This is a genomic window from Clostridium sp. OS1-26, assembly GCF_030915445.1.
Lineage (GTDB): Bacteria > Bacillota > Clostridia > Clostridiales > Clostridiaceae > Clostridium_AM.
The window spans coordinates 1,780,708-1,806,376 of record NZ_CP133264.1 but is presented as its reverse complement, the minus strand read 5'-3'; the positions used below and the strand labels follow the sequence as shown (position 1 = coordinate 1,806,376).

The window sequence follows — 25,669 nt, the reverse complement described above, 5'->3', positions numbered from 1 at the left end:
TGTTATTTTGATGAATTCACGTAAATATTTGAAACTTATTTCTACCCTTACTTTATCACTTTGTATAACTACAGCATGGTCAATTCAACCTATAAAGGCTGCTTCAGAAGATACAACAGTTACTACTTCAGCTGCTTCTGATGTTTCTTCACTTAGTAAAATGGGCTATGATGAGCTTATTAAAGCTGCCAAATCAATGCCTGAGGATTCAGTTATAGTAAGAAAGATCCTTGATACCTCTACTTCCACATTAAAAGGCCAGCAATTCATTCCACAGGATGAAAATATATACTATATAACTAATAATATTATAGACCCCAATACTGTAACCTACGAGGATCCTATAACTAAATTAAATACAACCTTTTATAAATTTTTAAATGTAGAGCCAAGTAGATATCCTTTAGTTAAATACAACTCATATTGTTGGGAATTTAAAGATGGTGATTTACAATATAGTGGTGTAACTTCAGAAAATGTAATAGATGAGGCTCTATATAAACAATTAACTGGCGGACTTCCATATATTCCATCAGGAAGTATAATACCTGATGCAGGCAATACTTCAGAGGTAAATAATAAACCATCAGTAAATACATTAGCACATAAAAGATTGAACTCTATGTTTGATATGGCTGCTGAATTAAATAACTCACCACTTGATAATGTAATAATAACTTCTGGTACAAGCTTTGCTGATGCATTATCAGGCACAGTACTAGCTTCAAAGCTTAAAGCTCCAGTATTTTTTATGAATACAAGTGAAGATTCCAAAGTGTATGACTATGTAAATACTAACCTTAAGAAAGGCGGCTCCGTATACATATTAGGAAAAGAAGGAGCAATAAATTCTGATATTGAAAATACTTTCAAGAAAAACGGCTTCATTGTAATTAGACTTGGTGGGGATAACAGATATGGTACCTGTAGTCAAATCAATGACAAATTAAATATAGCAGAAAATACTCCTGTTGTTATTGTGAACGGCGAGAACTATCCTGATGCTTTAAGTATCAGCAGTATAGCAGCAGCTAAAGGTTATCCAATATTATTGACTGAGCAAAATAGTATTCCACAGGAGACAATTGATCAACTTACAAAGATTAAGCCTTCAAAAATTTATGTTATAGGTGGTTCTGGAGTGGTTTCTGAAAATGTCTATAGTTCATTAAAGGGTTATTCTAATGATGTATCTAGAATTTTTGGTGCAGACAGATATGAAACTTCAATGAATATATGTAAAGCCTTTAGTTCTAGTAACAATTCAACAATAGTACTAGCTACTGGAACTGACTTTAAAAATGCTCTTACTGGAAGCTCAGTAGCTGCAAAATATGGTGCTCCAATTATTCTTGTAGGCAATGATGCTTCTAATGTTAAAAGTTACATCAAAAATAACAATTATAAGAATGTAATAATCTTAGGAGATACTAATTCAATAAGTTCCGGTATTGAAGCTTCTGTTACTAATTAATATAAATAATCATAGTTAAAAATAGCCTTATGTGTCGAGATATATTTTAAAACTTAAGTTCGTTTTAAAAAAAATATCTCTCTCCATAAGGCTGTTTTTTAGTTGGTTTATCTATAAAACATTAAAATATAATCCCCTTATATTAACATGCATATAATATAAGGGGATCTTTAATTGTTATTGTAATTCTAAACTATTTTGGAAGCTTGTTACTGCAGTCATATATGAAATTATATCCTGTTGTAAAGTATTCTTTGCACTGTCAAGTTGTAGCTGTGCGTTAAATACTTCTAAATAAATCGCTTGTCCTAAGTTATATTTTTGCTGTATAAGGTCTAAGCTTATTTGCGCAGCTTCTATAGCAAATTTATCAGCTTCTACACCATCTTCTAAGGATTTCAAACTGTTATACTGAACCTTTAATTGAACCTTTATAGCATTTGGTTTTAAATCTAGCTGATCCTTTAAGCCTTGAAGTGTTATATCTTCAGTACTTTTCTTAGTATCTCCATATCTATTGTAAAGATCAATTAGTATGTTTTCATTATCAATTTGCTGTTGTAATGCTTTCAAACTATAGCTATTGTCTATAGCCCCTTGTATTTGGGCATCAACCTTTGATCCATCATACTTTACATACTCCATTGGTTTTGAAGTAAGAGTCAATTCAGTATCTAGGTCAAGTCCTAAATCATTTTTTAAAGTAATCATAGATGAATCTATTGCAATCTTTACTGAGCTAAGATTTGCTTGTAAGGTTGCCATTGAAGCTTTATATGTATCAAGGTCAGAGTCTTTAGCCATTCCTACCTTAATCTTCTCCTTTGTTAAATCAATTTGTTTTTGCAGGTTTGCAATTTGTTTATTTATCAACTCTACTTTCAATTGGGCAGCAAGTATATTTTGATATTCTGTTGTTATTGTAACCTTTGCACTTTTTAAATCAACTTCCCTCTGATGCTTTTTATCATTTAAGTTATATAGTGCGACAGGTACATTATAGTTTAATATTTTCGCTTCGTCCTCAGATGGGGCACTACCAGAAGTTTTCTTCAAAGAATCTTTACGACCTATTTCATTTTGGTGCTGCCTGTCTAAAATTTCAATATATTTATCATCAAGTACTATTTGATTATAGCCTTTTTCTACACGATTCAATGCATCTTCTAATGAAAGGCTTAACTTGGTAGGTGCTGCTGGAGCATTTGTTGAAGTATCACTAACTGTTACATTAGTATTTGAAGCTGCACTTGTTGCAGCAGTGTCTGCAGATACATATATTGGCATCGAAATTGCCACTGTCATTGTCAATACCATTGGAATTATAAATTTCTTTTTCATAATATCACCTCTTCTATTTTTTTGCTACATATCCAACGTCACTTGCATAGCTCATCATTGTCTGCTGCAGCCATGTATCTAACTGTGCATTTTTAAGGTCCATCTGTGCTTTAGCTAAAGCAATTTGAATGTCCTGATATTGTTTTAATGTAATCATTCCATTATCATATTGAACCTTTCCTGCTTCATAATTTGATTGTGCAAGGTCACAAGCAGCTTGTTTACTTTCCATTGTCTTTTTATTGGTTTCAAGAAGCTTATAACCATTGTTAATATCCAATTGAACCTTTATTTTATCTTCATCTAAGGTATTTTGAGAATTATCTATATCAGTTTGAATTTGTTGTAAATAAAACTCATAATCTGAATACCTCTCATACTGCGTATACTCAAGTTCCTTCTTCTTTGTATCTACTGTGTTCTGGTCATTTACAATTTCTGCTCTATTTTGCAGTGCACCTTTTACATAGTTATCTAATGTTCTAAGCTTATTTGAAGGCACTATATTTTTATCAACTAAAGTGGTATATCTCTTATTTATATCTTCACCCATCGCTAAATTTACAGCCATAGATGCTGAATCAAAACTATTTTTATATTTGTTTAGATCAAGGACAGCTTTTTCATAATTTATTTGTGCTAATCTTGCATCGCTTCTTGATATTTGACCATTTGCTAACTGTGATTGAGCTTTTTGATTCTCTTTATACATACTATCAGCTAATTGCTGCTGAATATTTACTGCATAATTTGCTTTTAAAAGATTTATGTAACTTGAATAAGCATTTATTCTTACAGCATTTTTTACAACCCCTTTATTAATTACAAATTGATTAAAGTTGTTCTTTGCCTCCCAAGGAGCAATTATAATTGCTTGTACACTTGCTTTACCATAATATATTGCTTTCTGCGCACCAGCTACTGTATAGTTGTATAGCTTATTGGCATTATCAGTATTCCTTTCATAGGTTTTAACTGGTATAGAATTGTCTATAGCCTTTATGGCAACCTTCTCGATGTCTAATGAATTGTCTGCAGTGGTTTGAGCCGCTATAGCTGTACTGCTGCAAATAAGTGTTAATCCAATAATGAAAATAGACAGTATCTTCTTCCTATTCATTTAATTTCTCCCTTCTTAGACCTTTAAACTTGTTTCCCTTTATCTAACCATATGTACTATCATTTACTTAATTTAGCTATAAAGCTATATGTTTCAATAATTGTATTCTATGATAATTATGATAGCATATATACAATATTGGTTCAATATTGAAATATTAAGTTTTTAATTAATTTACACATACATTATTTTCATTGTTAGATATATATTCCCATAACTCATAACTTTCCAGCATTTACGTCTCTTAAGATAAAAGCTATAACCTTAATTATTACAAAAGTTATAGCTTTACTAAATTATTTACTTTTAATTAACTATCTTTTTGTTCCTACTTGCTCTAAGTTAAAAGATACTGACCAATTCTTTAATTCCATATCTTCTTCTATTTTTACTGAAGTTGGGAACATGATATTACATATCTTTGCTCTAATAGGATTAACTTTAAAATTAGTTAGCTCAAATTCTTCTGAGAATATTACTACTCCATTTCCATCTCTTAAAGTCACAGGTAATCTACCTATTCCAAATGGTTTATCAGCAGCATTTCTCATAACTAATGAAACTATTATATTGCCTTCTTTTTGCATACCTATACTAAAAGTAGATATCGTAAATTGACCCTCTTGCAGCTCTGGCAGTTCCTTTAAGAAATTATCATAAACAAGTTTATCTTCTAAACTAATTCCTTCTGGTAAATCTTCATATTGTACTTTAACTCTTCTAGCAACATTAAGCTTAGCATCAAAAGCTATATTCCAGTCATTTGTATCAATGCTGTCCGCATTTACATTTTTTCTCTCAAAATAAAGCTTTACAGGTCTTGCTGAATGAGCAGGAATAGTTCCTAAACTTTTCAAATTAAATACTTGATATGCTAGTATTTGTTTTTTGAGTTTGATATAAAAAGTGGTATACTCTCAAGATCTATACTTTTTGTCAAGCCATTTCTAATATAAGCCTTAACTTCTATCTTATCTTCTTTATTTCCTGAATCGTAAACATAAACACCAGCTATGTTAACTTCTCCTTCTTTTATTTGCTGAAACTCTGATAATTCTTCTTCTAAAATTTCTTTTTGAACATCAGACATTACATTCTCATCAAACTCCAAAAGTGAAAGGATGGTTGGTACATATTCTCTATTGTCTTCTTTATTTTGGATTTCGTTATTTTCCATATTTTTTATTTCCTTTGCCATTTTACACCTCTATTTTTCTAATGTACTATATTTTTATTATAAGCTCATTAAATAATTTTTTCAAAAATAATACTGTAAATTTTACATTCTACACTTGAAATATTATTGACCAGGTTGATAAGTCCATGTCTTTTTCTTTTACATCTTCCTTATTGACTTTTATATAGTATATCCCTGTTTTTTCAGCACAAATTGCTTTATTTAACTTTACAAAATCAGCAAAAACAACTTTTTCTTCTGCATCTTTCAATGTAATTGGAAGCTGTGCTAATTCAAATGGAAAAGTATTTTTATTGTTCATCAATAGTATAATTGATAAATCATCATTTTCACATTTTTTTACTATAAAAGGATATATCTGTCCATATGATGCTTCTTTATCCATTTTACTTATTGCAAAGCCTATAATATCTTTAAGTTCCTCTTCATTTAATTCTTCTGGTATATTTTCAAATCCAAGCTTTAATAATTCGCTAATTAATACTTCCCTTGAAGTTTCATCATTTATATCTTTTGGTATACTAATAATTACTTTACCATTCGGTGAAAGCTTATGTATATGATTATCATCTAAATATTGTCCTCTTGCGCTAATCGTTATCGACTCGCCTAAACTGTCATCTATAATAATGGTACCATCGAATTTCTCTTGATCATTATAACTCATAAAATACTTTTCCTTTCTAAAATGTATAAATTGTTTAAAAATTGAATTCAAACTATATTATATCATATATCTTCTTAGCATTGAAGAGTAAAAAAATGCTAGGCTTATTATAATTTTTTCTGCCTAATTATATTTTTAACAGTTTGTATACTTTGCATCAATGTACTTGATATACTTTCTAAAATATATTAGAATATTTTCTGTTGGATAAAATAATAAAGATTAATTAAAATAATTTGAGGTGATTCTTATGAAAAAAAATACCCGTAATATTGTAATTTTAGTTATAGCTATTCTTGCTGTTGGTTTGGTTTCATATAGTTTGCTGAAATCAAATAATAACATTAGCTTAGGTTTTACTCCTAAAATAACTTATACTGAGGAAATAAAATATGTTCCTTCATACAATCAGACAAAGGCAACTCAGGTTACCACTCCTACTGATAAGTCTCCTTTTACTACTGCAAGATATACAATTAAAGATACTACTGATGAGAAGGTTTATAAAGATTACGAAAAAATGCTTAAAAAGGATGGATGGACCATCGCACAAGGTCAACAGTACTTTGCAATTTCAGCTAAAAAAGACAAGCATATGGCAAACTTTTTATTTCAAAAGGCAGGAAAGGATCTAATTTTAGTTATTATCTCTAAATAACATCAAAGAATTTACATACAATATGTAGGGTTACTAGACGGTCAGTTAACTTATACAACCGGATATGTTTCCAAGCTTCATTACGTTAAATGAGACTATTCAAATACTATAATAATATTTGAATAGTCTCATTTACTATTTTACTTATTAAATAGACTTTGAATTACACTATCATTTACTGCTCCCTGTAATCCAAATATATACACATTGCTGACTTTGGATAACTTTCCTTTTATGAACTCTGTAGTTACCCCTTGTGAATTTTTATCATCTACAAGTACTATTGCTGAAGAATTCATTGCTGCTAATGCAGAACCTGATAATGAATCTGGGAAGTCCTTTCCTGAGGCTATACATATATTGCTGAAATCTATATCATTTTGAAAGTTTTTAATAATATTGATGTTTCTTTCGTACTCATTGTTTCCTGTTATTCTTGTGATATTAGGAAGCTTATTTGCAACCTTATCGCTTATTATATCAGTATCACCTAAAACATAGGCTTTAGTAATTTTGTTGTTATTGATATATGTCTTTACTGAATCTGGTAAGGTGTTTTTATCTGCCAATATTATAGGAGTTCCCTTTTTGCAGCTATTGAAGATATGGACAACGCATCTGTCCACTGATAGCCATTAGCAATGATTACTTCTCCATTTGTGCTGCCTACCTTTTCAGCAACTTTTATTGAGGTTTCATACCTATCTTTTCCGCCAATTCTTTCTGTAGTTATTCCAAGTGAATTTAGCTTCTTTTCAACAGACTGTGATACAACTCCAACTCCACCTGTTATAAGAACATTAGTTACATGAAGCCTTGTGATTTCCGCTAACACACTATCAGGTATAGAGTCCTTTTCTGTAAGTAAAATTGGTGCATTATATTTTTTTGCTAAAGCCGCTGAACTTAAACCGTCAGCGAAACCGTTACCAGATGCAAGAACGGCATAGGTTGAAGTTCCCTTCCAATTCGATTTTGAAATAGCAACTGAAGTTTCATATCTATCGCTTCCACCAAGTCTTGTTGTATTTATAGTACTTGCTGGAATACTTTTATCAGCAACTGTAACGGTGCAAGAGGAGCTTATGGTTCCATCCGAAGTGCTTACTGTTATCAGTGTACTTCCAGCACTAAGTGCACTTACTACTCCGTTGCCATTCACCGATGCTACATTTGGATTTGAAGACTTCCAAACTAATGAGTAATTTGTTGCATTTGCTGGATTTAACGCAGCCGTAAGAGTTTCAGATGCTCCTACTGTTAATTTAGTACTGGTTTTGTTTAAGCTTATTGATTGTAATGAAATAGGCACTGTTCCTGCAGTGTATACTGTTACACTACAGGTTGCAGTAGAAGTACCATCAGCTGTAGTTGCGGTAATAACTGCAGTTCCTGGGTTCATACCTAGCAATATACCTTCCAATACTTTTACTACATTAGGATCAGAGGAAGTCCAATTTACTACTGGATTTACTGTACCTGTTGATACTACACTTGCCGTTAATTTATCTGTTCCCCCAACTACTATAAAAGCAGCTTTTTTACTTAAAACTAAGGAGCTTGTATTATTTTTAGCATTAACAGTTACAAAACAAGCAGCAACGTTGCTTCCACCTTCAGTAGAGGCTGTAATAGTTGCTGTTCCTGGACCTGCTGCATATACAAAACCATTACCTCCAACTTGCATTACATCATTATTTGAGGATTTGAAGGTGACCATTTGATTGACAACCGTACTTCGATCCATATTAGTCTTTGTTACAGTAGCTTTAAGCATACCCGTTTCACCTACTGTAAATATTTCACTAGTTTTATCTAAGCTAACTGTAATTATAGGATTAGTAACAGTAACCATACATGCTGCACTTTTAAAACCATCCTCAGAAGTTGCTGTAATAACAGCAGTTCCTGGTGCTATAGCCATTACAACTCCATTAAATACAGTTGCCACATTAGTATTGGATGATGCCCATCTTACAGATTGCTCTGTTGCATTTGACGGATTTATAGTAACAGTTAAATTGTCTGTCCCTCCTACAGAAAGGGTATCTGATGTTTTATTTAAGCTTATCGACACTACTTTTACAGTTGGATCCGCCAATACATTTGCATTCATAGACATTAATAAAAACATCATTATAAAAATGATATTTAGAATGTAATATTTTTTTCTCATAAAATTCACCCCTATGTATAAATTTCTCTATGATATCTAATATTAGCACAAAATGTAAGATATTTAAACTGACTTGAATATATTATTCTTAAAAACTCACTTTTATTACATTGTCAAAAAGAATAAAAGAGTATCTAAGGTGATACTCTTTGTATTGATTAGATTAATTTTTTATTATGTCAGAGTAGGACCTGACTACTTTTTGATATATAGATATGCTGCACAGTTTTGTCCGATACCTTTTTAAATATGAGAAGGAAGGCTGTATGCTCCTTCCCTCTCTTAATTAAGTTATTTTATGCAATTAAGTAATTTAATTAGTTAGTAATTTTAAGGTTCATTGACTGTACTAAACCTGTAGCAGTTGTTCCAGTAATTGTAATTGTATCACCAGCGTCAATGTTTGATGCTGTTAATTTACCTTGACCATCTATACTTACTGATGGTGCTGTTGCATCCTTTCTAGAACTAGTTACTTTTGCATTATAAGTTAAGAATGGAGCAGTTTTTGTACCATATTGATCTACAGCAAACATGTATACTGGTGAAGCTGATTTAGCTCCTGTTGGGCTGTATTTTGACATTATTTGATTGTTAACTTTGTTAAATAAGGTTTTTGACATTGTTATATTGTTTCCAGCAACTGTGAAGTCGTTGTAAACTATATTTTTATTATATTTATTTGTACCATCTTCATCAGCATCGCCTTTAGTTACATTTATTCCAACTGATTTAGCAACTGGTATTTCATCCTTTGAAGTTACTGTAGTGTATGCAGTATGAACTAAATCATCAGCACTCTTAATTGTAACTGTTAAAGTACCTGTTGCAGTTGGTTTAGTTGAGCTTAATGTTGCCTTAGCATATACTCCAACTGTAGCTGTTGTAAAGTAGTTATCTACTAAGTCTGGTGTAAAGTCTTCACTATTGTCTACAGCTACTGATAATATGTCAGTATTAGCTAAAGCAACCTTTCCACCACCAGAAGTTAATCCATATACAAAAGCTTCAGTTCTGAACTTACTTACGTTGCTTGTTTTAATCCAGTTTTGTTTTGCTGGAATAGTATCAGTTGCACCTGTAGCAAATGTAGTACCAATAGCACTTGAAGTAGTTACAGTAGGTACTATTACACCACTAGCCGTTACAGGAGCTACGTTATATAATGTTGCAATCTTATCGATTGTGTAATCTTTAATATCTTTTGTATCTACAACTGCATAAGTTTGTGCAATTGAAGTTACAGTATTTAATACTGGATCTGTGCTTGATGGCAGTTGTCCTCCTGTTGCTTTATAAACTGTATAAGTTACAGTAGAACTTCCTGATTTTGGACCACCTACAGCTTGTATTTGAATATTTCGTGCATTGTAAGCTATGTCTTGATTTACTCTTACAGCTCCAGTATTGCTTGATACAGCTTTTACATAATAGTAATCTTTGTTTGTATCTTGGTTTGACATATCAAATACTCTGCCATATTGATCTTTCATTGTTAAGTCGCTGAAGTTAGCACCAAAGTCTAAGTTTTGTACAGCTCCGCTTTCCATGCTTGGAACAGCTACTTTAGTTGTAACACTTAGTGTATTTGGCTTAGCTTTTGCTTGTACTACTATATTTAAGCTGCTGAATTTACCAGTGTTGTTTGTAACAGCTTGGATTGTATATGATTGTGAGCTTAATCCACCTGAAACTGCGTTGTCATCTACATTAAGTTGAAGTGAAGCAGTACCGTCTGGGTTAGATATTAAGCTTAATCCAGTATTAAATCCACTTGTGATAGTAACAGCATCAGCTATGTCAGAGTATTTAGTTAATTGTTTTCCATTTTGATCATATGCTGTAAATGGTATTAATACAGCCTTATCTCCAGCGCACACTGTTTCACTTGGTGCCATTAATGTAAATTTATCTACTTGTGAATCTTTCTTTAATGTTAAAGTTATAGTAGATGATTTTCCGTTGCTTGTGAACATAGTTATAACAACTGGTTGGTCTGCAACAACAGTTTTTCCTGATTGTGGCTCAACCTTTATTAATCCATTATCGCTGTTTGTTGGATCTGCAACTAATGAAACCTTAACTAAGCTTTCATTTGATGAAACTAATCCAGTGATTTTTCCATTTCCATCACGCATTAAACCAGCTTCGATTAACTTCTTATTCTTAGTATCATTTCCACTTAAATCTTTAGCTGTGTAATCAATGTAGAATGAATCTGTAGTATCTCCATTTGCAAATATAGCTTTTTCATCATTTGAGCAATATAATTTATTTAATTTTATATCGCTTAGTGTTCCTGTTGTTGGAGTTACTGTTAAGTTAGAAGTTACAGTTATACCTGTTGTTTGGTCAACTCCGTTTATTGTGCATGTGCTGTATTGAGTTAAGAAGTTAGTAGCTCCAGTGAATGGTACAACTTCTAATAATCCATTTTGTCCAGTAACAGTTCCTAATCCACAAGTCCAAGTAATACCTTGAGCTATACCTGAAGTTGTTATATCATTTCCATATTGGTCATATACTTTGTAAACAGCATATCCGTTACCGCCTATAGCAGTTCCAGTTGCATTAGTAGTTGGTGTTGTAACACCTAATGTAGTTGAAGTTATTTCCATTTTACCTATTTTTTGTGAAGTTATTGCTACATCTTTCTTAGATAACTCAGTGTCACCCTTCTTAACAGTTACTGTATAAGTATCTTCTGGTAAGTTTGATGAATAAGTTAAAGTAAGAACTGAGTTGCTTGAATCCCAAGATGAAGTTAATGCAACTGCAGTACCACCTCTTGTTACATCAGCTGTGATTTTTGAAGTATCTACTGCTCCGTTGAATTTAACTTGGAATGTAGTAGCACTTGAAGCAGTTATTGAACTAACAGATCCATCTCCAATTGGAGTTGTTCCGTTAACAGCATTGTTTATATTAGTAACAGTAGATTCTGAAACAACACCTGTTCCACCTACAACATTTAAATCAGTAGTTTTTGTAGCATTATTTTGGATGTAATTTACAGCATTGCTTGTAGCAGTTGTTCCATCTTTGTCAACTAACACTAATGGAGCAGCAGTTTTTCCAGCTATAGCTGAAGCTACTAGAGCATCTGCATATCCGTTTCCTGATGCATTAGCAACAAATACGTGATCCATTTTAACTGTATCTTTGAATGCAGCTAAAACTTTTAAGTTTGTATCGAATCTATCTTGTCCACCGTCAACTCTTTTTACTGCGTTAACAGCGCTGTATATAGTTTCATTTATAACATTTTTAGTTCCAACTACAGTAACTTGTGTCTTGTTCTTCTTAACAAAGTTAATTACAGGTTGCATGTAGTTAGCATCGTTCATTCCTAATAAAAGAATTTGTCCTTTTGCTGCTGCGATTGGAGCTACTGATAGAGCATCTGAGAATCCTTCTCCTCCAACCATGATTGCGTTGCTTGGATCTACTCCTAAGTCAACTAATTGTTGAGCTACAGCTGCGTTAGTTTCGTATCTGTTAGCTCCACCTAATTCTACTAAGCTATAGTTAGCTTTTAATTCAGCTCTTACTGAAGCTGATACTGAAGCATTTCCACCAACAACATATAATTTCTTAGCTTTTAATGTGCTTAATGCTGCTTTAGTATCTGAGCTTAATGATCCTGCTGTAGTTAAAAGTATTGGTGCATTTAATTTTTTAGCTAATGCTGATGCACTTACTGCGTCTGCATATCCTTCACCTGATACTAATACTACATTGTCGCTAGTTGTCCAGTTTGTTGTAGCAACTTGTGCTGCTGTTGCATATCTGTCTGCACCACTTGTTCTTGTTACTTGTCCTGCTGCTGCTTTAACTGGGCCAGCTGATAAAGCTGTTGTTAAAACTAAGGACATAAGTGTAGCACTTGCAAGTGCTTTTGTACCTTTTTTACTCATACTGTAATACCCTCCTCGATTAAGTGAATTTTAATTAAAATTCTTAATATATATATATATTTTTAAATATATACTTTATTAAAATACTCCCAAGCCTTATGTAAAGCATTGTGGCTCAGTTATATTTTTAAAACAGGATTAATTATAACACATTTATATTACACATTCCAGTAATTATGTATAAATTTATTTAATTTTTATCAAAAAAACCTTTCATAGATAAGATTTCCAAAACTCACTCTTAATTATATCATAACTTAAATGTCATTTCTACTATATTCACAATTTATTAATTTATTCATGTTATAGGATATCTTTACTATGGTTCTATTATACAACATCATTTCTAGTTTTTCTATACCCTGGCCTCTAGTAATTTTAACCACAATATCCATTTACTTATTACCAGGATGCAGCAAAATTCAAATGTCTGCTTATGTATAATTTTGTTGTCTAATATATTCTACACATAATTGAAAATTTCCTCCTTGTAAGGAAAAAAATTCGGCAGGATAGTGAAATTTTTATTATAATACTATCCTTACCAATACTTTATTGTGCATTTTTTATTTTCAAGCTACTCTATAGATATAACTTCAAGACTATCTCCTGTTTGTAAGCTATCTTTAATACTGTCTGAAATAGATGCAGTACCACCTACTATTACAACTTTAGAAGTATCTGTTACATTAGATAAAATATACTGTTGAGCTAAAGCTATTTGACTTGCATTTGCTCCAACTCCGCTTAGTATAAGTGGTGAACCTGTTTTTGCTGCTGCTGCAGAAGCAACAAGAGCATCAGCGAACTGATCATTTGTAGCACCACCTGCTGCTACATAAACATTGCTGAAATCTAAACCGTCAGTACCTTTAAAGTAGTCTAATACAGCTAAATTTGTAGCAAATCTATCGGGAGTATTTTGAGTTATTTTTGTTCCACCAACAGAACTTACTACTGCTTGTGGTAAAACCCCTTCTCCTCCAACAGCTAGTACACTTAAACCATTTGAAGTTACAACATCTTTTACTCCAGATGCTATTGCTTTTGAAGTTCCAAATAATACTGGATATCCTTTTTGTGATGCAATTGATGCTACAGATAATGCATCTGCATATCCATCTTGTCCATTAACTAGTACAGCACCCTTTTTGCCGCTAAGACTTAATACTCTCTTAGCAACTTCTGCATTTGTTCCCATTCTTGAAGTATCTGTTATTCCAGCTATACGCTCAACTTGATAGCTTGCTTTTAGCTTAGTTTCTATTGATGGAGATACTACACCAGTTCCCCCTACTATGTAAACTTTTGATGCTCCAAGATTTTGAATTGTAGATTCCACTTCTGACTCTAGAGTACTTCCACCTGCTGTTAAAAGTATTGGTGCATTAAGTTGTTTTGCAAGAGGTGTAGCACTTACAGCATCTGCATACCCATATCCATTTACTAATATTACATTTGATGCTTTTCCAAATAAATCTGTAGCAACTTTATTTGCTGTACCTATTCTTCCACCTGATCCCCCATCAGTTCTTGTAACTGTAGCAGCTTGTACATTCACTGCGCATAATGATATAGAAAGAACTAATGCTGTAAGCATAGTGCTTAAAAATCTTCTTCCTTTAACCATTAAGTTTACCTCCCATTCTTAAATATACTTACAATTTAAAGAAAATTTTTCACTTTGTAGTATTTTCTTCATATTATACACCATATATCGGCATTTTGCTATAAAACTAGTCCAAAATTTATATGCTTCTATTTAGTTTTTCGTAGTTTTAACAAAAAAGTTTATATATACTCATAATGATAATGCATCCTTAAAATGCAAATTGTTCCATCGTGTAAACAAAAGTCATTAACCCCAATATTAATATATTTTTCATATTCATGTTTAGGTGTCCTAGATTTAACTTTCAAGTCTTCATAAATATAGACGATTAAACATTCTTTTTCGCTTCAAAAATTAAAAAATTTTTTTATACTAAGTTTTATTCAGTTATTTTTTCTATTTCTAGAATGAGAAGATTTATAAAATCTTTCTTCGCTCTCAACTAAACTTTATTCTCTACAGTCTCCCATAAAAAATAGCGCAACTAAGCCTGCTCCGGTATGAGAGCCTATTACAGGGCCAATGTTATTTATAATTACATCTTTAACTTTATATTCTTCAAGAATTAAATCTCTTACATACTCAGCATCCTCAATACAATCTCCGTGGCTTATGGCTATTACCTGTTCTTCTGGATTAACTATTTTCTTACTTAGTTTTTCTACAAGAGTCTTTAAGGCTTTCTTTCTCCCCTTTACCTTTTCAACAGGAATAAGTCTTCCCTGGTTATCTACGAATAATATTGGTTTTATATGAAGTAAGGTTCCAACCATGGCTGCAGTACCAGATATTCTTCCTCCCCTTTTTAAATGATTTAAATCTTCCGGCGTAAACCAGTGATTTACCTTTAGCTTGTTTTTCTCTATCCAATTTATAATTTCATCTTTTGAAGCTCCTTTTTTAAGCATCTCATAAGCATAATACACTAAAAGTCCTAATCCTAAAGATGCACTTTTGCTATCTATTACTGTTATATCAGCATTTTTATATTCTTCTATTATTTGTTCTCTTGCTAACTCAGCACTGCTTGTGGAGCCACTTAATGCCGAAGAAAACCCTATATATATCACTGTTTTTCCTTGTTCCACATACTTTTTAAATGCATCATAATATAATTTAAAGTTTACTTGTGATGTAGTAGACATCTCTCCAGCTCTTAATGCATCATAAAATTCTTTATAACTTGCAGTTTTCCAAAAGTCATCCCTACGCTCAACGCCTTTAAGTTCATAAGTAAATGGCAGGTAAGGAATATTATTCTCCTCTATATATTTAAGTGGTAGATCACTACAGGAATCGATCAATATTACTGTACCCATTTTTAAGTCCCTCCCAGCAAAATTACTTTTAGTAAAACAACTTCTAATATGAGTTACCATTATATCCATATTATATATATTTGTCCATATGTACATTTTATTATACTTTTACACACATTTCCATTTTTATTTAAAACTAATTCTACAGGGTTTAAAGACCGAAAGCTAACTTTCGGCCTTTGAACTATATTTAAGCATTTTTTCTATCTCTTCAAGTGGCACAGGTCTGCCAAACAAATATCCCTGTACTTCATCGCATCCATAGTTACTCAATACTTTCAACTGTTCTTCTTTCTCTACACCTTCTGCCATAGCCAATGATCCTATATTTTTGCACAGATCAATAATAGTTTTTACTATAGCAATGTCTTCTTTGTTTTCTGGAATGTCCTTTACAAAGGTTTTGTCTATTTTTATTTTATCGATTGGAAATTTACTTAAATACCCTAGTGAAGAATAGCCTGTTCCAAAGTCATCTAGTGCTATTCTTATTCCAAGCTCTCTAAGTCTAGTTAGAGTTTCAATTGTCTTATCTGGATTTTGCATAATTGATCCTTCGGTAATTTCAAATTCTAACCAGCTTGCATCTGCCTTTGTTTCTTCTAATGTTTTCTTTACAAAACTTAAAAATTTTGTATTTTCAAACTGCTTGGAAGATATATTTATAGCAACTCTTTTAGGCCTTATATCTAAATCTTCCCATATTCTGCACTGCTTACATACGGCTTTTAATACCCATTTATCGATCTCCATAATTAAGCTATTCTGCTCTGCAAAAGGAATAAATTTTCCTGGCGGTATCATTCCCCGCTGAGGACTGTTCCACCTTATAAGAGCCTCTATACCTGTACATTCCCTTGTGATTATATTAAATTGAGGCTGATAGTATAGTATAAATTCATCATTATCTATTGCCTTCATCAATAGGTTTTCCATAGATATTTGCTCACGAGCCTTTTCACTTAAATTAGGGCTATAAAATTCATACCTGTTTTGTCCAAGTTCCTTTGCTCGGTACATGGCAATATCAGCATTTTTTAGTAGTGTAGCTGCATCTCTTCCATCTCTTGGATATGCAGCAATACCTATACTTGCGGTGATTTTAAATACATTATTGGCATATGTCCATCTACTGCTTATGATTTTTAATATCTTTCTACAATTATCTTTTATCTCATTATCGTCTTTTACATCTGTCAGAATTATTCCAAACTCATCCCCACCTAATCTTGCAATAATTGTATCCTCATTAAAACTTAATTTTATCTTTTCAGATATTTCTTTTAGAAACTGATCTCCAGCATCATGACCTACTATATCATTTATGAGTTTAAACCTATCAAAATCTAGATATAGAAGGACTATGATATAATCAGCAGTCTTTGCATCTATTATGAACTCTTCCATGCTTTTAAAAAATAGTGCTCTGTTAGGCAAATTTGTAAGCTGATCATAATAAGCCATTTGATAAAATTTTCCTTCCATCTGCTTTTTCTGAATACTTGGAAGAAGCACTTTATTTCTTAAAATACATATAAATATTATGGTAAATGCAATCAAAATCATTAATGTCATCTCTTCCCTAACCACCTTTTCATTAGAATTTCTGCTTAGGCACATGAAAATAAACAGCAAGTCAAAGATTATAGTATATTTTGTGTCAGACAAGGAAGTAGGTTCCGCCGATAGTGTGCCCCCTATCGGTGGGTTCTGCTGACGCAGTATGATGCAAAATATACTATCATACTGGTTTGTTATTTATTTTTATGTGCCTTATCTCCTCATCTAAGAATCAGATTGACTTTCCCCCATTTGGTCCAAGTTTCACTTAAGCAGGCATACAAAATCTATGATTTTGATATGATCGCTTACTCATTCGACGATAGGAGAAGGAGTTTCACCTTATAATATGTATGCCTATCTTATTTGCGACCTTAGCATTCTAAAAATATGGACATGTTGAAGTATGTTACGGAATTTGCATCTTTATCTCTATATAAAGCTTCAAACTAGAAAATTGACTTACATAAAGGGGTGTGTTTCCAAAGCTGAAGGTAGATTTAAAAACTTTGTGTAAGTCAATTTTCGGCCTTTGAGCTCTATATAATAATCAAACTAATATTTATGGGTTTCAATGAGAATAATAACCTTGTAACAAATTCAAAAAGAAGGAGGCTACATTTTATGGCCGCTCAAAACAAACAAATAGAAGCTAATAATTTAAAGGTAATCGAAGATCAACTAAATTATGAATCACTTATGAATAAGAAATTTAATGAGTATTCGTCTATGTGCAGCGATACTCAATTAAAAAACTTATGTAATCAGGCTAGTCAGGTTCACAAGCAAAATTTTAACTCACTAAAAACATATCTTGATTCTCATCAATAATTGAGTATGTACGGAGGTATTTATTATGAATGAAAAAGAATTAATGAACGATTTACTTGCTAGCGAAAAACAAGTTATATCAGCCTATAGTACAGGAATTACTGAAACTTCCTGCGAAAATCTTAGAAATGTATTAGTTAACAACTTTAAAGGTGTTCAAGACGTTCAATTTAAGGTATTTGATGCTATGAAACAAAAGGGATGGTATACAACTAAGGACGCTCAAGATAATGAAGTTATGCTGTTAAAAAATCAAGCAGCTCAGATGATGAATGAATTAAAATAAATATTTAAGAACAGAGCTTTTGCATATTTATATTTTTGTATGCAAAAGCTTATTTTTTTGTAACGATTTTATAATAGTTGAATACTATATAATGTAGAATTTTTTTGAAGGTAAAATTTCCTGGATATAATCCTACAAAACATAGAATTAATGTGTAACCTTATATATATATCTATCATATTATAGTTAATGGGATGGATTAATCTTAAGGATAAAGTACTGTTACTTTAGCAGGTGACGAATATGGTTATTATACCATTTAGGTGTCCATTGAAGGCTATTATGTACTCTGTTAAAAAGATTTATTTTTAATACAAAAGCTTAAATAACTAGAACCTTTTATACTTTTAATAAATAAAATAATATTGTAACTAATTATTGAGGTGAATTATATGGATGACAGAGAACTTCTGGCTAGAATTATCAAGTGTGAGGCTGGTGGTGAAGGCGATAACGGCATGAAAGCAGTTGCCACTGTTGTTATGAATAGAGTAAATGTCTCATCTGGTGAATATCAAAGGATAGGCCAAGGTGACTTAAGAAAGATAATCTATCAAGAAGGACAGTTTGACTGTGTTCGCCCAGTGCTTGGAGGCGTAGCTAATCCTCAAACTATTTGGGCTAACCCACCAGAGCAGATACATTATGATATAGCTGATTGGGCCCTTTCTGGCCACAAGCTATTTACTGTTGGTGCTTCGTTATGGTACTTTAACCCTTTCGGACCATGTCCTTATACCTTCCCATATAATGGTAGTGGCAGTTTCCAGGTAGCAGTAGTAAAGCACTGCTTCTATAATCCTACGGCACTTTATTTTGAAACCTAATAATTCATAAATATTTTTTGGAGGTATACTTATGTTTCCAAACTGTTACTTAAATCACATGAACTCAGGATATAGAACCATGCCGCCAATGCCTAGTCCATCTATGTTCCCAGGCGGAATGAGTCCAGAAGATACTAGCTTTGGAGGTACTATGCAAGATCATGATATGGAGGGTGTGAAAGTAATTCCTGGGAACACTAGTGCTGGTGCACCTACACCAGGAGGCACACCTGGTAATGCACCTACAGGAATAGCTGGACCTGGGTCTGTAGGAGTAACAACTCCATCTTCTCCTTTTGTAACAGCACCCGGTGCACCTGTGGTATTAGACACTAACTATACTCAAGGTTACTTAAGAACTCAGATAGGTAAAAGGGTAAGAATAACCTTCTTGCTTGGAACAAATACATTACAAGACCGTGTGGGAATTTTACAAGATGTAGGTATAAGCTATGTAATTATAAAAGAACCTGATACTGGCACTAATGTACTGGGAGACATATATTCTATTAAATTTGTAGATATATTCCCATCAGCTCCTGTTACAACCCCAGGGACAGCTTAAAAATATGCTTATCAGATTAATAATATAAAGTAAGGTTAGCTTTTGCTAATCTTACTTTGTCTATTTTAATGATTTAAAGGCCAGCCTTCAAGGCTGACCTTTCTACACAATTGCATTTAATACCAATACCCCTATTAAGCCCATAACTGAAATTATGGTTTCTAAAACTGACCATGAACATAAAGTCTCTCCAATACTTAAATTGAAGTACTCTTTGAATATCCAGAATCCTGGATCATTTACATGTGAGAATATAAGACTTCCTGCTCCTGTTGCAAGTACCATTAATGCTGGATTCACATGAGTTGAAGCTATAAGAGGAAGTATAATTCCGGATGTCGTCATAGCTGCAACCGTTGCTGAACCTAATGATAGTCTTAATATTGCTGCTATAAGCCATGCTAAAACTAAGGGTGAAATATGGGTTCCTGACATTATAGTTGATATATACTTGCCTACTCCGCTGTCAATAAGCACCTGCTTTAATGCTCCACCACCACCGATGATTAAAAGAATCATGGCAATTCCACTTATTGATTCAGCTAATATCTTCATAACATCCTGCATTTTTTGTCCTTTGCTTATTCCTAATGTATAAACTGCAATTATAACAGATATAAGCATTGCCATAACAGGATCTCCAACAAATTCAAGTAGTTGTCTAAGTGATGATGTCTTTGGAAAGGTCATTTCTGCAATAGCTGCAAGGGCCATTAATATAACGGGCACAACTGCAGTGAAAACACTTATTCCGAAGCTTGGCATCTCTTCTTCAGTAAATATTTTAGGGTTGAATAATCCCTTTGGTGGTTCTTTTTCAAATCTTTTTAAAAACTTTGACAAAACCGGTCCTGCTACAATTACTGTAGGTATTGCTATGATGATTCCGTAAATTAAAGTCATACTTATGTTTGCGCCATATACTACTGCTATTGCCGTTGGGCCTGGATGTGGTGGCAAAAATCCGTGGGTAACAGATAATGCCGCTGCCATAGGTACCCCTATATATAAGAGTGGCAATTCAGCAGATGCTGATATTGTGAATACTAGAGGAATCAATAGAACAAATCCAACTTCATAGAACATTGCAATCCCCACGACAAACCCTGTAATTACAACTGCCCATTGAATTCTCTTCTTTCCAAACTTGTTAATTAGTGTGGTTGCAATTCTTTGAGCAGCTCCTGTGTCTGCAATAAGTTTTCCAAGCATCGCTCCAAAGCCAAGTACTAATGCTAGATAACCAAGTGTACCTCCAACTCCATTTTGAATGGATTTTACTACCTTTATAGCTGGCATACCTTCTGCTATACCTACAACAAGTGAAACAAGAATTAGTGATATAAAACCATTTACTTTTAGTCCTATCATAAGTCCTAGAAGTAATATAACTCCAATAGCTACAATTAATAAAGGCATATTTTCCCCTCCAATAACTCTTCTAAATTTCTTAGTATTTTATTTAATATATCCGCCCTTCATTGGCGATGCTGCAAGTCTTGTATAAACTCCTAATACACCTTTTGTATATCTTGGAGCTGGTTTTACCCACTTTTCTTTTCTTGATTTTAGAATTTCTTCTATTTCTTTTTCCGACTTTTCTTCACTATTGATTCCTATGATATCAAGCCTTCTTGCTGGTATATCTACTTTTATAAGGTCTCCCTCTTCAACTAGAGCTATAGGTCCTCCCTCGCTTGCTTCTGGTGAAACGTGTCCGATAGCTGGTCCTCTAGTTGCACCAGAGAATCTTCCATCAGTTATTAATGCTATAGATTCAACCAGTTCTGCATCAGATGCTATTGCCTCTGTAGTATAGAACATTTCTGGCATACCTGAGCCCTTAGGACCTTCATATCTTATAAACACCGCATCTCCTGGCTTAACTTCTTTTGTAAGCACTGCTTTAAGAGCATCTTCTTCACAGTTGAAAACTCTAGCTTTTAGAACTACCTGCATTAGCTTTTTAGATACTGCTGAGTGTTTTACAACTGCTCCTTCTGGCGCTAGATTTCCTTTAAGTATTGCTATAGCACCTTGCTCTTGAATTGGATTACTCTTCGGCCTTATTATGTCCTCTTTATTTACACCTAACATCTGAAGATTTTTATTGCATCTTTCATAATATCCAGTGCTTTTTAATTCTTCTAAGTTTTCACCCAATGTCTTACCTGTAACAGTAAGTACATCTAAATGTAAGTATTCTTTAATTTCCTCCATTATTGCCGGAACGCCTCCAGCATACCAAAAATATGAACCAGGGTAGAATCCGCTTGGTCTAATATTTAAGATATACGGAATTTTCCTGTGTATAATATCAAATAATTCTGGTTCTATTTCCATCTCTAATTCATGAGCAATAGCCGGAATATGGAGTAATGTGTTACTTGAACCTGCTATAGCTGCATGTACCATAATAGCATTTTCAAAGGCTTTTTTTGTCATAATATCAGATGGTTTTATGTTCATTTCTACAAGCTTTAAGGCATGCTCTCCTGCACGCTTTGCTGTAGCTCTTAGTTCTTCTAAGGTTGCAGGAATTAACGCAGTCCCTGGTAATGCTAATCCTAAAGCTTCTGCCATTACCTGCATTGTTGAGGCTGTCCCCATAAACGAACATGCTCCACAGCTTGGACATGCATTGTGTTTATAGTAGGTATATTGTTCTTCTGTTATTTCTCCTCTTTCAAACTGTGCATTATATTTTCCTATTTGCTCTAGCGTAAGCATATCTGGCCCAGCATTCATAATTCCTCCAGGTACAAGTACTGCTGGCATGTCTAGTCTTGCTATAGCCATAAGATGTGCTGGCACTGATTTATCGCAACTTGTAATGAAAACCCCTGCATCATAAGGAGTAGCTTGTACATGTATTTCAATCATGTTAGCCATCATTTCTCTTGAAGGAAGTGAATAGTTCATTCCATCATGACCTTGTGCTTCTCCATCACAGATATCCGTTACAAAAAACTTAGCAGGTCTTCCACCCTTTTCAAATACACCTTTATAGGCTTCTTCTACTAAAGTATCTAAATGGGCGCTTCCTGGATGACTGTGTCCAAAACTACTTTCTATTATAATTTGAGGTTTTGATAGGTCCTCTACCTTCCAACCGGAACCTAATCTTAAAGAATCAAGTTCTGGCGCTTTTGATCTAATCTCTTGGCTTTTTAACATTTTAATTCACCTCATTTTATACTTGTATGACACATTTTTATCTTTTCATTGCTTTATGTCTATTCGAATGCGTAAAATAGCAATTTATATATATTTAACCTTTTTACTTGTAGGACAACTATATTTATATACTACCTTGTAAACGTTACTAAGTCAATAGTTTTTTCACAATATAAAAATTAGTTTCACAAAACGAAACAACCTCCTATAAAAAACTTACATCAAAGGATGTTAGGTCATTTTATAGGAGGTTGTATTACATCTATTTATTTTTCAAATCATTTATGGTTCTTTGTATATGTCTTCTAATAAATATAGCTACCAGCTCTGAATCTCTATTTTTTATTGCATCTAGTATTAGCCTATGCTCCTTTATTCCTCCAGAGGGTCCAAGTGTTTTATACAACGACACCTGGTGGTACTCCATAAGGTTTCTCAGTATTTCATTTATCTTTATAATAAGAGGGTTATTACTCCCCTTAGCAATGCTCATATGAAAATTCAAATCTTCTTCAGTAAATTTATTCATATCCTTTTGATGCTCAACCATTCTTTCATAACACTGCTCTAGTTCCTCTATTAATTCTGGTGTACACTTCTGTGCGCAAAGCTTTGCAGTTTCTACTTCAGTGATTAATCTAAATTCCAGAATATCTATATAGTTATCTTTATCTAAAGTAATCATAGGTATTAGGCTATTCAAATAAACTGATGGAGTTAAGTCATTTACAAAAGTTCCCTCTCCCTGCCTTTTAATGATAAGATTTAAGGCCGACATTTTCTCTATAGCTTCTCTTACTGATACTCTGCTTACATTTAATTCTTTAGCCAGTTGAGGCTCAGACATTATCTTTGTACCAGGTTTCCACTCGCCACTAAAAATCTTTTCTTCAATTATTTTAAAAACCTTATCACTTGTTCTTATATTTGACATCTTTTATCCTCCGTTTTGATATATAGCAAACATTTATCTTATATATTAACACTATTAATAAAAAAAATATATTGCTTACATAAAAACAGAGCAAGGCTTTGATCCTTGCTCTATTTTTATATATTTCTTTATAGCTATCGATTTATCTTTGTACACTTCCCGAAGTATTCCCATCCACTAACTGCATTACTTCATCTTCTGTAACAATATTGAGATCTCCATCAATAGTATGTTTTAGTACCGCTGCTGCAACAGCAAATTCTAAAGCCTCTCTATGGCTTTTTTCTGAAACCAGTTGATATATTAAGCTCGCAGCAAAAGCATCTCCTGCTCCTACCCTGTCTTGTATATTAAAATCATACTTCTCTGATTTATAAAGTTCTTGTCCATCATATATAATAGCTGATAGACCATTATGTGAAGCAGAGTAATTTTCCCTTAATGTAGTTACAACATATTTTAAATTAAACTTTTCTTTCATCCTTCTAAAGATTTCTTTAAATCTATTCTCATCAAAACTATCCTTTGCAAAGTCTGCTAGTTTGTATTCATGTTGTTTTTCTTCTACGCTGCTTAACCAACCTATACATACATCTGCATTCTCAATTAACTTAGACATTACAGTTTCAAACTGCTCTATGCTCCAAAGTTGTTTTCTATAATTTAAATCTACACTAATAGGCACAGAATGCTTTTTAGCAGATTCTACAGCTTTTTCCACTAATCTTATACAGTTTTCTCCTAGAGCTGGAGTGATTCCTGAAAAATGAAACCAATCAGCATCTTTGAATATCTCATCGAAATCAAACTTTTCTATATCCGCTTTTGTAATTGAAGAATTAGCTCTATCATATACTACTTTAGAAGGTCTAACAGAAGTTCCTTTTTCAAAAAATCTATTCCTACTCTGTCTCCGCCTTTAACAATATAGTCTGTATTCACTCCATATTTTTTCAAATGGTTTTCTGCACTTTGTCCTATAGGATTGTCCGGCAATTGAGTAACGAAATGAGAATCTAATCCATAGTTTGCTAAAGATACTGCCACATTCGCCTCTGCGCCACCGTATACTATATCAAAAGACTGAGCTTGTGTAAATCTTTGATATCCTGGTGTGGATAGCCTCATTAATAGTTCTCCCATAGTTACTACTTTTTTTCTCATAATAATATCCTTCCTATTCTAATTGCTTCTAGCTTCTCTTACTTTCTCTACAAAAGCTCTAGCTGTATTTGTTATTGACTGATAGTCTCCAGTTTTTGCTCCTTCAGTTAACTTGCCGCCTACTCCTACTGCAATACATCCATTTTTTATCCATTCATGAACGTTATCTAAACTTACTCCACCAGTTGGCATAATAGGCATTTGAGGTAATGGCGCTTTTATATCTTTTACTATTCCAGGACCATATGCACTTCCTGGGAATAACTTTATAACATCTGTGCCAGCTTCTAATGCTCTTATCATTTCTGTAACAGTCATACAACCTGCCATATATGGAATTTGATATCTATTACAAAGCTTTGCAGTTTCTAGGTCAAATCCTGGGCTTACAATATACTGAGCACCAGCAAGTATAGCTATTCTAGCAGTTTCACTATCAAGTACTGTTCCTGCCCCTACTATAAGCTCATCTTTTGAGAATTTTTCCTTTAATGCACTAATTACCTTATCAGCTCCCGGTACTGTGAAAGTAACTTCAATAGCTGGTATTCCACCTTCTATACAGGCTTTTGATATTTTTTCTGCTGTATCAGCATTTTCGGCCCTTACTACAGCAACTACTCCAACCTCAGAAATTCTTCTTAGAGTTTCTATCTTTCCAATCATAACTACATCCTCCTATGATTATCTATTTATAGCTCAATTAGTTTTAATCTCATTATATTTCATTATACAAAATTAAGTTTCGTATTACAAAACAAATATTTATTATATTTTATATTCAGCATAAACTAGCCTCGATTAATTAGCCCATCCTCCAAGTTTCTCATTATATTACTCTAT

At 33.0% G+C, this 25,669-nt stretch carries 22 protein-coding genes and 1 pseudogene; 6 read left to right on the top strand and 17 right to left on the bottom strand.

Annotated elements, in window-relative coordinates; all coding sequences use genetic code 11:
• Positions 1–10: 10 nt before the first annotated feature.
• The gene (locus tag RCG18_RS08985) at positions 11–1,474 is read left to right on the top strand and encodes a cell wall-binding repeat-containing protein (protein ID WP_308040967.1); all 1,464 of its coding nucleotides are present in this window, start codon (positions 11–13) and stop codon (positions 1,472–1,474) included.
• A gap of 177 nt (positions 1,475–1,651) precedes the next feature.
• Here RCG18_RS08985 and RCG18_RS08980 read toward each other — a convergent pair whose 3' ends face one another.
• The 5 genes from RCG18_RS08980 to RCG18_RS08960 all read right to left on the bottom strand — a co-directional run bounded on the left by RCG18_RS08980 (position 1,652) and on the right by RCG18_RS08960 (position 5,800).
• Positions 1,652–2,815, bottom strand: a complete 1,164-nt coding sequence (locus RCG18_RS08980; RefSeq protein ID WP_308040966.1) for a TolC family protein — start codon at positions 2,813–2,815, stop codon at positions 1,652–1,654.
• Positions 2,816–2,828: 13 nt separating this feature from the next.
• Complete coding sequence (locus RCG18_RS08975) at positions 2,829–3,935, bottom strand: TolC family protein (protein ID WP_308040965.1); 1,107 nt, start codon at positions 3,933–3,935, stop codon at positions 2,829–2,831.
• 314 nt (positions 3,936–4,249) lie between these two features.
• Positions 4,250–4,792 (bottom strand): SLAP domain-containing protein, encoded by a 543-nt coding sequence (locus tag RCG18_RS08970; protein ID WP_308040964.1) that lies wholly within the window; start codon positions 4,790–4,792, stop codon positions 4,250–4,252.
• A gap of 17 nt (positions 4,793–4,809) precedes the next feature.
• The gene (locus RCG18_RS08965) at positions 4,810–5,133 is read right to left on the bottom strand and encodes an SLAP domain-containing protein (RefSeq protein WP_308040963.1); all 324 of its coding nucleotides are present in this window, start codon (positions 5,131–5,133) and stop codon (positions 4,810–4,812) included.
• A gap of 88 nt (positions 5,134–5,221) precedes the next feature.
• Positions 5,222–5,800 carry an SLAP domain-containing protein gene (locus tag RCG18_RS08960; RefSeq protein ID WP_308040962.1) on the bottom strand — a complete coding sequence of 193 codons (579 nt, stop codon included), beginning with the start codon at positions 5,798–5,800 and terminating at the stop codon, positions 5,222–5,224.
• A gap of 250 nt (positions 5,801–6,050) precedes the next feature.
• Here RCG18_RS08960 and RCG18_RS08955 point away from each other — a divergent pair, with 250 nt between their 5' ends.
• Positions 6,051–6,458: a hypothetical protein gene (locus RCG18_RS08955; protein ID WP_308040961.1), complete on the top strand. Its 408-nt coding sequence runs from the start codon at positions 6,051–6,053 to the stop codon at positions 6,456–6,458.
• A gap of 140 nt (positions 6,459–6,598) precedes the next feature.
• Here the strand turns inward: RCG18_RS08955 and RCG18_RS08950 are convergent, their stop codons facing one another.
• From RCG18_RS08950 to RCG18_RS08920, 7 genes are all read right to left on the bottom strand, one after another.
• On the bottom strand, positions 6,599–7,027 hold the full coding sequence (locus tag RCG18_RS08950) for a cell wall-binding repeat-containing protein (protein WP_308040960.1): 429 nt from the start codon (positions 7,025–7,027) through the stop codon (positions 6,599–6,601).
• A 2-nt stretch (positions 7,028–7,029) separates the two neighbouring features.
• Positions 7,030–8,634 carry an Ig-like domain-containing protein gene (locus RCG18_RS08945; RefSeq protein ID WP_308040959.1) on the bottom strand — a complete coding sequence of 535 codons (1,605 nt, stop codon included), beginning with the start codon at positions 8,632–8,634 and terminating at the stop codon, positions 7,030–7,032.
• A gap of 317 nt (positions 8,635–8,951) precedes the next feature.
• Positions 8,952–12,551, bottom strand: a complete 3,600-nt coding sequence (locus RCG18_RS08940) for a cell wall-binding repeat-containing protein (protein ID WP_308040958.1) — start codon at positions 12,549–12,551, stop codon at positions 8,952–8,954.
• A gap of 257 nt (positions 12,552–12,808) precedes the next feature.
• Positions 12,809–12,946 (bottom strand): hypothetical protein, encoded by a 138-nt coding sequence (locus tag RCG18_RS08935; protein ID WP_308040957.1) that lies wholly within the window; start codon positions 12,944–12,946, stop codon positions 12,809–12,811.
• 182 nt (positions 12,947–13,128) lie between these two features.
• Positions 13,129–14,181, bottom strand: coding sequence for a cell wall-binding repeat-containing protein (locus RCG18_RS08930; protein WP_308040956.1), 1,053 nt, complete (start codon positions 14,179–14,181; stop codon positions 13,129–13,131).
• A gap of 431 nt (positions 14,182–14,612) precedes the next feature.
• Complete coding sequence (locus RCG18_RS08925; protein WP_308040955.1) at positions 14,613–15,482, bottom strand: DegV family protein; 870 nt, start codon at positions 15,480–15,482, stop codon at positions 14,613–14,615.
• 165 nt (positions 15,483–15,647) lie between these two features.
• Positions 15,648–17,057: a bifunctional diguanylate cyclase/phosphodiesterase gene (locus RCG18_RS08920; protein WP_308040954.1), complete on the bottom strand. Its 1,410-nt coding sequence runs from the start codon at positions 17,055–17,057 to the stop codon at positions 15,648–15,650.
• 609 nt (positions 17,058–17,666) lie between these two features.
• On the opposite strand from RCG18_RS08920, the gene RCG18_RS08915 reads away from it, so the two are divergent.
• From RCG18_RS08915 to RCG18_RS08900, 4 genes are all read left to right on the top strand, one after another.
• Positions 17,667–17,873: a hypothetical protein gene (locus RCG18_RS08915; RefSeq protein WP_308040953.1), complete on the top strand. Its 207-nt coding sequence runs from the start codon at positions 17,667–17,669 to the stop codon at positions 17,871–17,873.
• 25 nt (positions 17,874–17,898) lie between these two features.
• Positions 17,899–18,159: a spore coat protein gene (locus RCG18_RS08910; protein ID WP_308040952.1), complete on the top strand. Its 261-nt coding sequence runs from the start codon at positions 17,899–17,901 to the stop codon at positions 18,157–18,159.
• Between the two features lie 392 nt (positions 18,160–18,551).
• Entirely contained in the window at positions 18,552–18,986 is a 435-nt protein-coding gene (locus RCG18_RS08905; RefSeq protein ID WP_308040951.1) for a cell wall hydrolase, read from the top strand.
• A gap of 31 nt (positions 18,987–19,017) precedes the next feature.
• Positions 19,018–19,551, top strand: coding sequence for a hypothetical protein (locus RCG18_RS08900; RefSeq protein WP_308040950.1), 534 nt, complete (start codon positions 19,018–19,020; stop codon positions 19,549–19,551).
• Positions 19,552–19,653: 102 nt separating this feature from the next.
• Here RCG18_RS08900 and RCG18_RS08895 read toward each other — a convergent pair whose 3' ends face one another.
• The 5 genes and pseudogenes from RCG18_RS08895 to RCG18_RS08875 all read right to left on the bottom strand — a co-directional run bounded on the left by RCG18_RS08895 (position 19,654) and on the right by RCG18_RS08875 (position 25,492).
• Positions 19,654–20,970: a gluconate:H+ symporter gene (locus RCG18_RS08895; protein WP_308040949.1), complete on the bottom strand. Its 1,317-nt coding sequence runs from the start codon at positions 20,968–20,970 to the stop codon at positions 19,654–19,656.
• A 39-nt stretch (positions 20,971–21,009) separates the two neighbouring features.
• On the bottom strand, positions 21,010–22,728 hold the full coding sequence (gene ilvD / locus RCG18_RS08890; RefSeq protein ID WP_308040948.1) for a dihydroxy-acid dehydratase: 1,719 nt from the start codon (positions 22,726–22,728) through the stop codon (positions 21,010–21,012).
• A gap of 262 nt (positions 22,729–22,990) precedes the next feature.
• Positions 22,991–23,662: a FadR/GntR family transcriptional regulator gene (locus tag RCG18_RS08885; RefSeq protein ID WP_308040947.1), complete on the bottom strand. Its 672-nt coding sequence runs from the start codon at positions 23,660–23,662 to the stop codon at positions 22,991–22,993.
• Between the two features lie 142 nt (positions 23,663–23,804).
• Positions 23,805–24,826 (bottom strand): annotated as a pseudogene (locus tag RCG18_RS08880) (PfkB family carbohydrate kinase).
• 18 nt (positions 24,827–24,844) lie between these two features.
• Entirely contained in the window at positions 24,845–25,492 is a 648-nt protein-coding gene (locus RCG18_RS08875; RefSeq protein WP_308040946.1) for a bifunctional 4-hydroxy-2-oxoglutarate aldolase/2-dehydro-3-deoxy-phosphogluconate aldolase, read from the bottom strand.
• Positions 25,493–25,669 lie beyond the last annotated feature (177 nt).